General features: G+C 71.0%; 12 protein-coding genes. 6 read left to right on the top strand and 6 right to left on the bottom strand.

The window, feature by feature from the left end; all coding sequences use genetic code 11:
- Positions 1-128 precede the first annotated feature (128 nt).
- A complete protein-coding gene (locus tag AB8810_RS15755; protein ID WP_369914159.1) occupies positions 129-1,550 on the top strand; it encodes a DUF1800 family protein in 1,422 nt (473 codons plus the stop codon).
- Between the two features lie 37 nt (positions 1,551-1,587).
- Complete coding sequence (locus AB8810_RS15750) at positions 1,588-2,727, top strand: DUF1501 domain-containing protein (protein WP_369914158.1); 1,140 nt, start codon at positions 1,588-1,590, stop codon at positions 2,725-2,727.
- A gap of 172 nt (positions 2,728-2,899) precedes the next feature.
- On the opposite strand, the gene AB8810_RS15745 is transcribed toward AB8810_RS15750, so the two are convergent.
- Positions 2,900-3,991, bottom strand: coding sequence for a M35 family metallo-endopeptidase (locus AB8810_RS15745; RefSeq protein ID WP_206228629.1), 1,092 nt, complete (start codon positions 3,989-3,991; stop codon positions 2,900-2,902).
- Positions 3,992-4,272: 281 nt separating this feature from the next.
- Here AB8810_RS15745 and AB8810_RS15740 point away from each other — a divergent pair, with 281 nt between their 5' ends.
- Complete coding sequence (locus tag AB8810_RS15740) at positions 4,273-5,826, top strand: beta-xylosidase (protein ID WP_369914157.1); 1,554 nt, start codon at positions 4,273-4,275, stop codon at positions 5,824-5,826.
- 289 nt (positions 5,827-6,115) lie between these two features.
- On the opposite strand, the gene AB8810_RS15735 is transcribed toward AB8810_RS15740, so the two are convergent.
- The 5 genes from AB8810_RS15735 to AB8810_RS15715 all read right to left on the bottom strand — a co-directional run bounded on the left by AB8810_RS15735 (position 6,116) and on the right by AB8810_RS15715 (position 11,389).
- Positions 6,116-6,997 (bottom strand): polyprenyl synthetase family protein, encoded by an 882-nt coding sequence (locus AB8810_RS15735; RefSeq protein WP_206257467.1) that lies wholly within the window; start codon positions 6,995-6,997, stop codon positions 6,116-6,118.
- On the bottom strand, positions 6,987-7,250 hold the full coding sequence (locus AB8810_RS15730) for an exodeoxyribonuclease VII small subunit (RefSeq protein ID WP_038237299.1): 264 nt from the start codon (positions 7,248-7,250) through the stop codon (positions 6,987-6,989). Before AB8810_RS15730 ends, AB8810_RS15735 begins: the two co-directional genes overlap by 11 nt.
- Before the next feature lie 31 nt (positions 7,251-7,281).
- Positions 7,282-8,592, bottom strand: coding sequence for a tRNA lysidine(34) synthetase TilS (tilS, locus tag AB8810_RS15725; RefSeq protein WP_369914156.1), 1,311 nt, complete (start codon positions 8,590-8,592; stop codon positions 7,282-7,284).
- A 515-nt stretch (positions 8,593-9,107) separates the two neighbouring features.
- Positions 9,108-9,656 carry a WG repeat-containing protein gene (locus AB8810_RS15720; RefSeq protein ID WP_369914155.1) on the bottom strand — a complete coding sequence of 183 codons (549 nt, stop codon included), beginning with the start codon at positions 9,654-9,656 and terminating at the stop codon, positions 9,108-9,110.
- A 23-nt stretch (positions 9,657-9,679) separates the two neighbouring features.
- On the bottom strand, positions 9,680-11,389 hold the full coding sequence (locus tag AB8810_RS15715; RefSeq protein WP_369914154.1) for an alkaline phosphatase: 1,710 nt from the start codon (positions 11,387-11,389) through the stop codon (positions 9,680-9,682).
- Positions 11,390-11,539: 150 nt separating this feature from the next.
- On the opposite strand from AB8810_RS15715, the gene AB8810_RS15710 reads away from it, so the two are divergent.
- From AB8810_RS15710 to AB8810_RS15700, 3 genes are all read left to right on the top strand, one after another.
- Positions 11,540-12,880, top strand: coding sequence for a dicarboxylate/amino acid:cation symporter (locus AB8810_RS15710; protein WP_191824750.1), 1,341 nt, complete (start codon positions 11,540-11,542; stop codon positions 12,878-12,880).
- 7 nt (positions 12,881-12,887) lie between these two features.
- On the top strand, positions 12,888-13,724 hold the full coding sequence (locus tag AB8810_RS15705) for a class I SAM-dependent methyltransferase (RefSeq protein ID WP_369914153.1): 837 nt from the start codon (positions 12,888-12,890) through the stop codon (positions 13,722-13,724).
- 171 nt (positions 13,725-13,895) lie between these two features.
- On the top strand, positions 13,896-14,375 hold the full coding sequence (locus AB8810_RS15700; RefSeq protein WP_009584133.1) for an acyl-CoA thioesterase: 480 nt from the start codon (positions 13,896-13,898) through the stop codon (positions 14,373-14,375).
- Positions 14,376-14,387 lie beyond the last annotated feature (12 nt).

Below are 14,387 nucleotides of genomic sequence, written 5' to 3'. Positions count from 1 at the left end.
GGCCTGCGCGTGGTTCCTCGCCCACGATCCGCTCTTCCGGCGAGCTCGCGCGGCAGGTTGCGGCTGCGGCCGGTCAACCCGGCCTGGTGTCGCGCGTTTGCATTACCGATGCCGAACCGGAGCGCCGCATGATCCGTCGCGAAACCCTGAGTGCCGCGAACCGCTTCGGTCTGGGCGCACGCCCCGGCGAACTGGCGACCATCGGCGATCCGCACGCGTGGCTGGCCGCGCAGGTGCGCGCGGCGCCCGCTGCCGTTCCCGCCATGCAGGGCTTGCCCGACAGCCTGGACTATCTGCGCCGCGAAGCCGACTACCAGCGCGAACGGCGCCAGGCGCGGATGCAGGCGCCAGCGGATGCCAAGCCCGCGCAGCAGGCGGCGCGCGGCCTGTACCGGCAGGCGCAGGCGCAGGAACTGGCGGCGCGCTACGCTGTCGCGGTCGCCAGCGCGGACGGTTTCGCCGAGCGCCTGGTGCATTTCTGGTCCAACCATTTCGCGGTCTCGGTCGACAAGCGTGCGGCCGCGCTGTACGCCGCGCCGATGGAGCGCGAAGCGATCCGCCCGCAGTGCATGGGCCGTTTCGCCGACCTGTTGCTGGCGGTGGAGCGGCATCCGGCGATGCTGCGCTACCTGGACAACGCCAATTCGATCGGTCCCGACTCGGTGCTGGCGCAACGCGCACAGCGCCGTGCGGCGCGCCAGGGGCTGGATGCGCCGGCGCGCCGGCCCGGCCTCAACGAGAACCTGGCGCGCGAGATCCTGGAGCTGCATACGCTGGGCGTGGACGGCGGCTATACCCAGGCCGACGTCACCGAGCTGGCGCGCGCGATCACCGGCTGGGGCGTGCCGACGCCGCGCGATTTCGAACAGGGCGCGCCCGATCGCGCCTTCGTGTTTCGCGCCCCGGCGCATGCCGCCGGCAGCCGTCAGGTGCTGGGCCGGCGCTACGCCGAGGCCGGGCTGGAGCAGGGCGAGGCGATCCTGACCGCATTGGCCGGGCACCCGGCCACCGCGCGGCATGTGTCGCTGAAGCTGGCGCGGCATTTCGTCCATGACGACCCGCCGCCGGCGCTGGTGCAGCGCATGGCCGACGCCTGGCTGCGCAGCGATGGGCATTTGCCCAGCGTGTACCGGGCGCTGATCGACAGTCCGGAGGCGTGGAGTGCGCAGGCGCGCAAGTTCAAGCCACCGCAGGATTTCGTGCTGTCGGCGCTGCGCGCCGGCGGCGAATGGCCGCAGGCGCCGGCGCAGCAGAAAACGGTGCTCGGCCTGCTGATGCGCATGGGGCAGCCGCCGTTCACGCCGCGCTCGCCCGCCGGCTATGCCGACGTGGCCGCCGAATGGAGCGGGCCGGATGCGCTGTGGAAGCGGGTGCAGGCGGCCGAGGCGCTGGCCGGGCTGGTCGCGCCCACCGATCCGCTGGCGCTGGCCGGCAGCGTGTTCGCCACCAGCCTGGACCAGGACACCGCCAGTGCCTTGCGCCGCGCCGAATCGCCGCGCGACGGCGTGGCCTTGCTGCTGGCCAGCCCGGCCTTCCAATGGCGCGCCTGAGCGGCGCGTCGCGCACCATGATCGCGGAGAGCGCCCGATGCAACTGACACGCCGCCGTTTTCTCGCCGCCAGCGGTGCGGCCACGTTGTTGAGCCTGTGGTCCGGTTCCGCTCTGGCCACGCCGGGCGCGCAGACGCGGCTGCTGGTGGTGCTGCTGCGCGGTGCGCTGGACGGCCTGCATGCGCTGGTGCCGCAGGGCGATGCGGACTACGCGCGGCTGCGCGGCGCGCTGGCGCCGCCGCAGACCCTGGCGCTGGACGGCAGTTTCGCGCTGCACCCGGCGCTGGCCTTCGCCCACGAACTGTATGCGCGCAAGCAGTGGCTGCCGGTGGTGGCGGTGGCGCCGCCGTATCGGCAACGCTCGCATTTCGAAGCGCAGGACTGCCTGGAAAATGGCACCGCGCGGCCCAGCGGCGCCTCCAGCGGCTGGCTCAACCGTTGTGCGGCGGCGCTGCACGGTGCCGACGCGCTCTCGGTGAGCACGGTGACGCCGTTGATCATGCGCGGTCCGGGCGCGGTCAGCAGTTGGTCGCCGCCGTTGCCGACCGCGGTCAATCCGATCCTGCTGCAGCGGCTGCAGCCCCTGTACGCCGCAGATGCGCAACTGGCCGACGGCTTCGCGCGCGCGGTGCGCGGGCAGGGCATGCAGGTGGATAGCGTCAAGGGCGGGCAGCTGCCGCAGGCGATGAGCGCCGCCGCCAGCTTCATGGCCAAGGCCGACGGCCCGCGGATCGGCTTTGTCGAGGATTCGGGCTGGGACACGCACGGCAACCAGGCCGCGGTGCTGCAGCGCAAGCTGGCCGAACTCGATGCCGGAGTGCGCGCGTTCCACGACGGCGCCGGCGCCAGCTGGGAGCGCAGCGTGGTCGCGGTGGTGACCGAGTTCGGACGCACCGCGGCGGTCAACGGCACCGGCGGTACCGATCACGGCACCGGTGGCGTGGCCTTCCTGGCCGGCGGCGCGATCCGCGGCGGGCGCGTTGCCGGCGACTGGCCGGGGCTGTCGCCGCGGGCCTTGAACGAAGGCCGCGATCTGCGCGCGACGGCCGACTTGCGCGGCCTGTTCAAGCATCTGTTGAGCGCCCACCTGGGCGTGTCCGAAGCGGCGCTGGAAACGCAGGTGTTTCCGGGCAGCGGTGCGGTGCGCGCGATGGAGGGACTGGTGGCGTCGCGCTGACAGGGCATGCCGACGCTGCACGTCGACGCTTCCGATCCGTGGTCGCATGCACGACAAACCGGCCGCCGCTCGGCATCCGATGCGGCGGCCATCACCTGGTACTGCGCTGCGGCACCGGTGCCGGCATGGGCTGCCGGCACCGGTCGCGCGTGCGCTGCGTGCGGCGCCAGGCTCAGTTCTGCGCCGGGGTGTTCTCGGCGAAGTACTCGTGGCTGTCGGCGTTCTTCACTGCGCGCGCCGGGTTGCTGGTAGCCAGGTTGCGCGCCGCGCTCTGGCCGTAGGCATAGTCCGAGGTGCCGGCGACCACGGTGAAGTGGCTCATCTCGTGGATCAGCGTGCCGGCCTTGGAGTCGGTGCCGGTCAGCGGCGCGCTCCAGAACGCGTTGCACACGTAGATCTGATACGGCTGGTTGGCGTAGACGTAGGCGTAGGAGCTGTCGCTGCAGCCGCAGTTGATGGTGACCTGGCCGTTGTTCTGGTCGATCGCCGCATCGATGTTGACGAAGTTGGAGGTGGCGGTGCTGTAGCGGCTGGCGTTGTACGCGCCGAACCAGGAGGTGTAGCGCGCGCCGGTGCTGCCGCCGTTGAGATAGGTCTTGGCGTTCTGCGAATAGGTGCGCGCCGAGTTCACCGCGCTGCCGATTGTGCTGATCTGGCTGCTGCTGCACGAGGCGTAGTTGATGCCGTTGACCACGGCCTGCGGACCGGCCATCAGCTCGTTGCGCACCGCGCGGCCGCGGCCGTCCAGCCACAATGTCAGCGGTGCGCTGGACACGGTCTGCGCCTGGCCGTCGGCGCGCTGCATCCGCTCGCCGTCGGCGAATGCGGCGTACTGCAGCGACGCGTTGAGGTGGATGGTGTAGTTGCCGCTGCGCGACAGGTCGTAGGCGTTGGCCAGGTCGATCTGCGCGTGCCGCGCTTCGCCCGGCTGCAGGGTCACGTAATCCTCGGCGCGCGGCGCGGCGCGCTTGACCAGTCGCCCGACGTAATCGACCGTGCTGCCGTCGCGTGCGATCTCGAACAGGCTGGCATCAAGTTCGCCCAGCGGCAGCTCCCACCTGGGCACGCGCGCCACGCGCTCGCCGGTGTTGCGCACGGTGACCGCGACCTGGCCGCGGTAGTGGCCGTCCGCGTCGGCGACCGGCGCCAGTTCGACCTGCAGCGGCGTGGCGGTGCGCGACAGCTGCGATTGCGCAGTGGCCGCCGACATGAGGCCGACCAGGCTGAAGCCGATGGCTGCCGAGATCAGGGATACGTGTTTCATGCAGGCTCTCTCCGTCGAAAAGGGGGTGCCCGTGCGAGGGCGTATGCAAACTAGCCCGACGATCCGCGGGCAACCGGCGTTTGCGCGTTTGTCTGCGATTCCGTCCAGCGAACCGGGCGATCGGTCCCACAAACGACGTTCGCGCGCAGACGCGGCGCAGCGATTCGCTGCAGGACGCGCGTGTAGCGCCTCGCATCGCCTGTTCGCCCGTGCGCTTCCGGTTTGCCGGTGCGCATGCCGATGCTAGAGTCGGGCATTCGCGCCTTGGGAGAGGGGATGTCATGGGAGTGCTACGGCTGTTGCTGGCTGCTGCATTGGGTTCGCTGGCAGCGGTTGCCGCGGCGCAGCCTGCGGTCCGCGAGATCGCGCTGGACGTGCAGGGGCCGACCTCGCCGCGCGATCGCTTCTACGACCTGTCGGTGGGGTCGGACTATTCGGGCACGCTGCTGCGCGAGGACAGCCTGGCGCAGCTGCGCACGGCCCGCGACGAACTGGGCTTCCGTTATCTGCGTTTCCACGCGATCTTCCACGACGTGCTCGGCACCTACCGCGAGGTCGATGGGCGCCCGGTCTACGACTGGAGCAAGATCGACCAGCTCTACGACCGCATGCTCGGCATGGGCATCCGTCCCTTCGTCGAACTGGGCTTCACTCCCGAGGCGATGAAGACTTCCGACCAGCAGATCTTCTACTGGAAGGGCAACACCTCGCATCCGCAGCTGGACAAGTGGAGTGCGCTGGTGGACGCGTTCGTGCGCCATGCGCGCCAGCGTTACGGCGAGGAGGAAGTGCGCCGCTGGTACTTCGAGGTCTGGAACGAGCCGAACCTGGCCGGTTTCTGGGAAGGCGCCGACCAGCCCGCGTACTTCGCGCTGTACGCCGCAACGGCGAAGACGATCAAGCGCATCGATCCGCAGCTCAAGGTCGGCGGGCCGTCGACCGCGGGCGCGGCCTGGGTGCCGGAGTTCATCGCGCATGCGCATGCCGCCGGCACGCCGCTGGATTTCATCGCCACCCACACCTACGGCGTGGACGGCGGCTTCCTCGACGAGAAGGGCGAGAGCGACAACAAGTTGTCGCCATCGCCCGATGCGGTGACCGGCGACGTGCGCCGCGTGCGCGAGCAGATCCAGGCTTCGGCGATGCCGGGGCTGCCGCTGTACTTCACCGAGTGGAGCGCCAGCTACAACCCGCGCGATCCGGTCCACGATGCCTACCTCAGCGCGGCCTACATCCTGAGCAAGCTCAAGGCAGTCGAGGGGCTGGCGCAGGGCATGAGCTACTGGACCTACAGCGACCTGTTCGAGGAACCGGGCCCGCCGACCGCGCCGTTCCAGGGCGGCTTCGGCCTGCTCAATCCGCAGGGCATCCGCAAGCCGGCGTACTTCGCCTACAAGTACCTCAATGCGCTGGGCGAGCGGCAGCTGCGCACTACGGATGCGCAGAGCTATGCGACCTACGACGGCGGCGTGCTGAAGCTGCTGGCCTGGGAGTTCGTCACCCCGCAGCAGGACAAGAGCAACCGCCCGTATTTCACCCAGGTGCTGCCGGCGGCCGCGACCACGCCGCTGCGGCTGCAGTTGCGCGGACTGGCGCCGGGCACGTATGCGCTGGCGATCCGCCGCACCGGTTTCGACGCCAACGATGCGTACAGTGCCTATCTGCGCATGGGCTCGCCGAAGGCGCTGAGCGCGCAGCAGCTGCGGCAGCTGCAGGAGCGGACGACCGACACGCCGGAATTGCGCCGCGTACGCGTCGGCAAGGACGGCAGCGCGCAGGTGGACGTGGCGATGCGCGCCAACGATGTGGTATTGGTCGAGTTGCGTCCGCGCTAGCGCGCGGGTTTTCGCGCCCATTGGCAGCGCGCGCCTGCAACCTGTAGGAGCGGCTTCAGCCGCGACCGGGTCGTTCCTGCCTGGGACAGCTCCGGTCGCGGCTGAAGCCGCTCCTACAACGTGCCAGCGCCCAGTCGTGCTGGAGGGCTACCGATGGAGTCCGTCGCGACTGAAGTCGCTCCCACGTGAACCTTCAGCCCGAAGGCACCGAGCCTATCCGATCCTGCCGCTGCCTCTGTCGCGGCTGAAGCCGCTCCTACAGGGCTTTACAGGGAGCGGCTGGATGGACTCAGTGCGAGCGATCCACCGCCAGCCGCGCCAGCGCCGCCAGCGTCTCGGCGCGGGCGCCGTGGCCATGCAGGCTGTCGCGCATCGTCGCCGCCAGTTCGGTGAGCTTGGCCTTGGCGCCGTCCATGCCGAGCAGTGCGGGATAGGTGGACTTGGCCTGTGCCGCGTCCTTGCCGGCGGTCTTGCCGAGCTGCTCGGAGCTGGCCTCGATGTCGAGGATGTCGTCGCGCACCTGGAACGCCAGGCCCAGCGCGCTGGCGAAGCTATCCAGTTGCGCGAGCGCGGCGGCGTCGGCACCGCCGGCCAGCGCGCCCAGGCGCACGCTGGCGCGGATCAGCGCGCCGGTCTTCAATGCGTGCATGCGCTGCAGCTCGGCCAGCGGCTGCACCGTGCCGGTGGCGTCGATGTCCAGCGCCTGGCCGCCGCACATGCCGGCCGCGCCCGCGGCCTCGGCCAGGGTCTGCAGCCAGCGCACGCGCAATGCCGCATCGGCCGCGTCGGCACCGGCCAACAGCGCGAAGGCCAGGCTCTGCAACGCATCGCCGGCCAGGATCGCGGTGGCCTCGTCGAAGGCGATGTGTACGGTGGGACGGCCGCGGCGCAAGGCGTCGTCGTCCATCGCCGGCAGGTCGTCGTGGACCAGCGAATAGGCGTGGATCAGTTCCACCGCCAGCGCCGGCGCGTCCAGTCGGGTTTCGTCGGCGGCGAACAGCGCGCCAGTGGCGTAGACCAGCAGTGGACGCATGCGCTTGCCACCGCCGAGGGTGGCGTGGCGCATCGCCGCGTGCAGGCGCTGCGGCGCGGCCGCGGCACTGGGCAGGTGCGCATCCAGGCCGGCTTCCACGCGCTGGCGCCAGCGCGCGAACGCGGCGTCAGCCGCCATGGAGCGGGGCGGGATCGAACGGCTCGGCGGTGTCCGGCTGCTCCGGGTCGCTGAGCAGGCGCACGCGCAGTTCGGCCTGTTCCAACGCCTGCTGGCACTGCCGGTACAGGCCGACGCCGCGCTCGTAGGCGCTCAGCGACTGCTCCAGGCTCAGGTCGCCGGTTTCCATCTTCTCCACCAGCACTTCCAGTTCCTCGAGCGATTGCTCGAAGCGGGCGACCGGGGAGGCTTCTTCTAATGACTTCTTGGGCATCGCGGAAGTGTGCGCGGCGCCGGCGGCAGGGTCAATGCGAGGCGGGTGACGATGGCGTGGCGGCGCTGTCCAGTACCAGCCGCGCGTGCCGTGCCTGCAGCCAGGCGTGCAGCGGCGCGGCGACGATCCGGTCGCCGGCGGCGAGCAGGCGCTCGGCGTCGAACAGCAGCGGCAGGCGCGCGCGCTGCCAGGGCGGCACGGCGCGCTCCTGCAGCAGTTGCTTGAGCGCCTGCGAGTGGAGGCGCCCGGGCAACAGGATGCGTTCGCCGCCCTGGCGCAAGCGCACCAGCAGCGGGGCGTCGAACACCAATGGGGTGTCGGCGAGCAGCCGCAGGCGGCGGCCGTCGGGCAGCGCCAGCGGTGCGCGGCCGTCCCACTGCGCCTGCCAGTCGGCGGGCAGCGGCGGCGGATCGCGTTCGGCGTACAGCGCCTCGCGCCAGCTGCGCAGCGTCGCGCCATGCCAGGCGAACTGCGCGGCGGCGTCGGCACGCGCGTGCAGCAGCGTGCGCTCGATCGCCAGCAGGCCGGCAGCCGGCAGCGGCGGCAGGCCGGCTTGCGCGATCCAGCGCCGCAGCACGCGCGCACGGCGCGGCGCCGGCAGTGCGCGCAGCTGCGGCAGCGACAGCGGCGCGGTGGCGTCGGCGCGCAGCGCCTCCAGCGCGGCCTGGTCGCCGTCGTCCAGCAGCGCGCCGGCCTCGCCGCACAGCTGCGCGCTGCGCGCCAGCGCGGCATCGGCATGCGGCCAGCGCTGGCGCAGCAGCGGCAACACCTGCAGGCGCAGGAAGTTGCGGTCGAAGCCGGGGTCGGCATTGCTCGGGTCTTCGATCCAGCGCAGCGCGTGCAGCTGCGCATAGGCCTGCAATGCGCTGCGCGGCAAGGCCAGCAACGGACGCCACAGCATGCCGTTGGCGAAGCTGCGCAGCGGCTGCATCGCCGCCAGCCCGTCCGGGCCGGACGCGCGCAACGCGCGCAGCAGAAATGTCTCGGCCTGGTCGTCGCGATGCTGCGCCAGCGCCAGCCACTCGCCTTCGCCCAGCACCTGGGCGAAGGCTGCGCGTCGCGCCTGCCGCGCCGCCGCCTCCAGGCCGTGGCCGCTGTCGCGCGGGACCTGCACGCGCAACACCTGCAGCGGGATCGCCAGGGCGGCGCAGCAGGCGGTGCAGTGCTCGGCCCATGCATCGGCGTCGACATGCAGGCCGTGGTGCACGTGCAGCGCGCGCAGCCCGGCGCGGCGGTACTGCGGCTGTCGCGCCAGCGCGTGCAGCAGCACGCTGGAATCCAGCCCGCCGCTGAGCGCGACCAGGACCGCCGCCGGCGCCGGGTCGGGCAGGGCGGCGCTCACGGCGCAGGACGATGCGATATCCGAATGGGGCTTCATCGCGTCACTTTAGAGGCTGGCGGCGTGGCCGCGAAGCATGCTGCGGACGGTACGTCGCGGTCGCGCAGCGGATTGTCCTGGAGGCGGCGGCGAAGGGTGGCCTGGATCGCGACCATGCGCTTGTATCGCTGCCCGATCCGATCCAATCCGACGCGGCCGCGCTCGGCATGCGGCGTATCGCCGCGCTGTCGGTGGCGGTGTCGGCAGGAACCTGCAGCCGATCCTGTCGAAGACGGCAGCGGCAACCGGCAACCGGCTGCCGGTTGTCGAGCGCCTGGAGCAGGGGCTCGGTGCCGTACCGCAGCGCCGCGTCCGCGCGCCGTGGCGGGTTGCGGCTCCTGTCCCGTTCGACGGTACGCGGCGGCCGCGCCGCAAGCTTCGCTTCGCGCCAGCGGCGCGGGCACTGAAAAGGGGATAGGGACGCAGTCCGCCGCCTGCTTTGTCGGTAGGCCGACGCGGTCGCCCCGCTATGGATACGCTCAGGGCTGCGGTTCGGGCACTTCGCGGTTTTTGCGGTCGATGGCGTACCAGCGCCCGCCCTCCATCGGCGTATGCCCGTCGCCATCGGGCGTGCCGCGGCGGCAGCCGTCGCAGACCCGGGCCACGCCGTTCTCGAACGGCCAGGCGAAGTCGTGGACCGGCGGAATCACTTCGCGCAGCTGCCGGTCGTAGAAACCGATGCGGCCATGGAAGATGCCGCGGGTGAGGCCTTCGGCGAAATAGTCCGGGCCGCTGTCCCAGAGGATCACCGGCAGGCTGCTGCCATCGGCGCGCACGTAGTAGAACTGGTCGCCTACGGTCAGCACCGACAGGCCATCGGCGTCGAACTGCAAGCCTTGCGCTGTCCGCGGCGAAAGCCGCAGGCGGCCATCGGCCGCGACGCTGCAGCCGGGCACGATGGCGCGGTCGGAGTTCGGGTCGGCGATCCGGCATGCGCTGTCGGCCTGCGCCCAGGCGGCCGGCGCCGCCGCGAGCGCAGCCAGCGCGACCAGCGCGACCAGCGCCGCCGCCCGCCGCCTTGTCGTCATCGCGTGCCGCTGCCGCGCCAAACTCACTTTGCGGTGGCGCCGGCAGCGTCGGCGACGAACGCGTCCGGCTTCGGCAACTGCACCGGCACGCCGTCGCCGTTGCAGGTGCCGGCCTGGCACAGGCGCCCGCGCAGCTTCGGCGTGGCCTGCACGATCACGTGGTAGATCACGTTCTCTTCCAGGCTGCCGCGGAACGCGTCGCTGCCGGGGCCGCGCGCCCAGATGCCGACGTCGTCGCCGCCATGGGTCTCGGCCTTGGTCGGCACCAGTGCTTCCTGCATGAAGTCCGGCTGTTCGGTATCGACGTGGGTCAGGTCGGGGCGGCCCTTGACCGGTTCGAAGCTGCTTGGCGCGTGCGGGAACTGTTTGATCCCGGCCGGCTGCTGGTTGCTGGCGCCGGTGTAGCCGGGGCCGTTGGCGTAGCTGAGCGTGGCATACGGCTGGCCGTTGCCGTCCAGCGCCAACTCGCCGGTGTTGGCGTCTTCGCCGCTGGTGCCGCGCACCTTGCCCAGGATCGGGTTCCCGCGCTGCGGGTAGCCGACGAAGTTGAGCGTGTGCGAATGGTCGGCGGTGACGACGATCAGCGTGTCCTCGGCCGAGGTCGCCTCCGCCGCGGCCTGCACCGCCTGCGACAGGGCGATGGTCTCGTCCAGCGCGCGGTAGGCGTTGCCGGCGTGGTGGGCGTGGTCGATGCGGCCGCCTTCGACCATCAGCACATAGCCGTCCTTGCCGCGCGACAGGGTGCGGATCGCGGCGCGGGTCATCTCGGCCAGGCTGGGGTCGCCGGCCGCGCTCTGGTCGCGGTCGTGGTCGAACTGCATGTGGTCCGGCTCGAACAGGCCAAGCAGCGCCGGCGCGTTCTGCGCCGCTTCCAGCTGTCCGCGGTTCCACACATAGGCACCCTGCGGGTGGCGCTGGCGCCATTCGCCGACCAGGTCGCGGCCGTCCAGGCGCAGGCCGACCTTGTCGTCGTATTCCGGGTCGCGCTGCTCGACCGTGGTGAACTGGCTGCGGCCGCCGGCCAGCATCACCTGCGGGCCGCGGCCGTAGCGCGCGCTCACCATCTGCTGGGCGATGTCGCGGCAGCCTTCGGCCACCGCCTTCTCGGGCAGGTCGGTGTCGCTTTCCCAGTTGCGTTCGGGGGTGTGCGCGTAGGTCGCCGCGGGGGTGGCGTGGGTCAGCCGGGTGGTGGTGACGATGCCGGTGTTCAGGCCGGCGCTGTCGGCCAGTTCCAGCCAGGTCAGCAACTGCTTGCCGAGGCTGTCGGCGCAGGCTTCGCGCTTGCCGGCGGACACGCCGATCGCGCCCATGTGGGTCTTCACCCCGGTGGTGATCGAGGTCATGGTGCCGGCCGAGTCCGGCGTCTGCGAGTCGGTGTTGTAGGTCTTGCTCAGCGCGGTGGCCGGGAACGCCTCCCACGACAGCTGGTTCTCCTCGCCGGAGGCGCCCTTGCGCTGGCCGTCGAGGATGCGCGCGGCGGCGACCGTGGTCAGGCTCATGCCGTCGCCGAGGAACAGGATCACGTTCTTGGCCTTGCCGCGCATCGCGCCGTTGTTGGCGGCCTTGGCCGCGCCGCTGCGGTACCACCAGTCCGGCGTCTCGCCGCCGGGATGGGCGACGGCCGGCACGGCGATGGGCGCGATGGCGGCGCTGGCAGGCGCGCGCGGCGCACTGGCGCAGGCCGCCAGCAGCAGGGTGGAAGCGGCGGCGAAAGCGGGAACGAGATGGCGCATGCGAGGAACGGCCCCTGGGCACGAAGTCCTGCGCATTATGCCGGCTGCGACAAGGCACGCCGATGACATCGCGCCTTTCCAGCCATGGCGTCGTCGCCCGCGCCGGCTTGCGCTATGGTGCAGGACCCCGAGATTTTCTGGACAGCATCGATGAAAGTGGTGACCGCCTGGTTGCGCATCCCGTTCTGGCAGCGCGTGGTGGCCGGCTTCGTGCTCGGTGCGTTGGCCGGCTGGGCGCTGGGGCCGGCGGCGGACACCTGGTTCGGGCCGCTCGGCGACCTGTACGTGACCCTGATCAAGATGATCGCGGTACCGCTGGTGTTCTTCGCGGTGATCAACGCGATCTCTTCGCTGCACGGCCAGCAATCGGTGGCCAGGCTCGGCGGGCGCACCTTCCTGTGGTTCGTGCTCACCGCCGCGCTGGCGGTCGGCGTCGGCCTGGCCGTGGGCACGCTGCTGCAGCCGGGCGCCGGCCACTTCGGCCTGAGCGTGGATGGCGCATGGAAGCCGCGCGACGTGCCCAGCCCGATCCAGGTGCTGCTGGACGTGGTGCCGTCCAATCCGTTCTATGCGCTGACCGGCATCGGCACCAGGACCAACGCCGCCGGCGAGACGGTGCTGGCGGCCGGGCGCGGCTCGATCCTGCCGGTGATCTTCTTCGCCGCGCTGCTGGGCTTTGCGATGGTCAAGCTGGGCGAGCGCGTGGCCGAGGCGCGCAAGCTCACCGGGCAGATGAGCGAGATCATGATCCAGGTCACCCGCTTCGTGCTGGAGATGACCCCGCTCGGCACCTTCGGCCTGATCGCCTCGCTGGTCGGCAGCTACGGCTTCGAGAAGCTGCTGCCGTTCGGCAACTTCGTGCTGGCGCTGTACCTGGCCTGCGCGATCCACATCCTGGTGGTGTACAGCGGCCTGCTGCTGGCGCACGGGCTGAACCCGTGGAAGTTCTTCCGCGGCGCCGCGCCGGGCATGCAGGTGGCCTTCGTCAGTTCCTCCAGCTTCGCCGCGATGCCGGTGGCGCTGCGCTCGATCACCCACAACCTCGGCGTCAACAAGGACTACGCCGCGTTCGCGGTGCCGCTGGGCGCCAGCATCAAGATGGATGGCTGCGGGGCGATCTTCCCGGCGCTGTGCGCAGTGTTCATCGCCCAATACACCGGGGTGCCGCTGACCGCCAACCAGTATTTCGTGGTGCTGATCGCCTCGGTGCTGGGCAGCTTCGGCACCGCCGGCGTGCCCGGTACCGCGGTGGTGATGGCCACGGTGGTGCTGAGCGCGGCCAACCTGCCGCTGGAGGTGATCGGCTACCTGTACGCGATCGACCGCGTGCTGGACATGATGCGCACCATGACCAACGTCACCGGGCAGATGCTGGTGCCGGTGCTGGTGGCCAAGGAAACCGGCCTGCTCGACCGCAGCGTGTACGAGGCGGCCTCGAGCAATGTCGGCCTGGAAGATCCGCCGGCCGACGGGTCCGGCCAGCTGCGTTGATTCCGCGGTGAGCACGCCAGCGATCAGTCTGCGCGAACAGCTGCAACAGCTTCCCGGGCTGACGCCGATCGATGGGGTGCTGGTGCAGCAGGCGCTGGCCGCCGATCCGTTCGAGCGCCAGTACCTCGCGGTCCGGCAGCAGGAAGGCCGCGTCTACAGCGACGCGCAGGTACGCACGCTGCCGCATCCCGGCGGGGCGCTGGCCGCCAGCCACGAGTGGCGGGTGCGTGCCGAGTCGTGCCGGCGCCTGCTGCGTCACCTGCGTGCGCGCGGCGGCAGCGGGCCGTTGCTCGAACTGGGCTGCGGCAACGGCTGGCTGTCGCAGCGGCTGGCCGAGGGCCTGCAGCGCGAGGTCTGCGGCGTCGACGTCAACCGCACCGAGCTGGCGCAGGCCGCGCGCGTGTTCGCGGCCAGTGCGCATCTGAGCTTCGTCGCCGGCGACATCCACACGCTGCCGCTGCCGCCGCAGCGCTTCGATGCGGTCGTGCTGCCGGCCTGCATCCAGTATTTCGCCGACCCGCGCGCGCTGATCGCGCGCCTGCTCGGCCTGTTGCAGCACGACGGCGAACTGCACGTGATCGACAGTCCGTTCTACGCCGACGCCGCGCAGGCGCAGGCCAGCGCCGCGCGCAGCCTGCGCTACTTCAGCGGACTGGGTTGCGCGGAACTGGCCAGCCAGTACCACCAGCACACCTGGGCCGCGTTCGAAGGCATCGCGCTGCGCTTGCTGTTCGATCCGCGCAGCCTGCGTGCCCGTTGCCTGCGCGCGCTGCGCCGGCCACAGCCGCACTTTCCGTGGCTGTGCATCCGCAAACGCGACAACCCGGCATTGGCGGTTGGTTAATTGCCGTCGCGATCGCGTGCGGGCGCCCCTGGCGAGGCAAGAGAGGCATTGGCGGTTCCCGCGCGGCGCCGTTGCCGGCCCTGAACCGCCGATCCGCGCGATGCGGCGGCGCGGCGCCTGCAGCATCGGTACGTGGCAGACTTCCGCTTCCTTCCTTTCCCTGGAGCCCCGATGAGCGGCACGCAACGCGAACTGACCTTCCGCTTCCTGGCCGAGCCGATCGACGTCAACTACGGCGGCAAGGTCCACGGCGGGGTGGTGATGAAGTGGATCGACCAGGTCGGCTACGCCGCCGCGGTGGGTTGGAGCGGACGCTACAGCGTGACCGTGGCGGTCGGCGGCATCCGGTTCGTCTCGCCGATCCGGATCAGCGACATGGTCACGGTCACCGCCAAGCTGGTCTACACCGGCAGCACCAGCATGCATTTCGCGATCGACGTGCGCGCGCGCGACCCGATGGGCGGCGATTCGCGGCTGTGCACCCACTGCATCATCGTGTTCGTGGCCCTGGACGGGGTGGAGGGCAAGCCGACCCCGGTGCCGTCGTGGCAGCCGGACACGCCGGAAGACCATCGCCTGTCCGAGTACGCGTTGAAGGTGATGGAGCTGAGCAAGGGCATCGAGGACACCATTTCCCACTACCAGGCCTGATATCGCGGCCAA

The organism is Xanthomonas sp. NCPPB 3005 (assembly GCF_041228095.2).
Taxonomy (GTDB): domain Bacteria; phylum Pseudomonadota; class Gammaproteobacteria; order Xanthomonadales; family Xanthomonadaceae; genus Xanthomonas_A; species Xanthomonas_A bonasiae.
The sequence above is the reverse complement of the archived record's forward strand: the minus strand, read 5'-3'. Positions and strand labels throughout refer to the sequence as shown.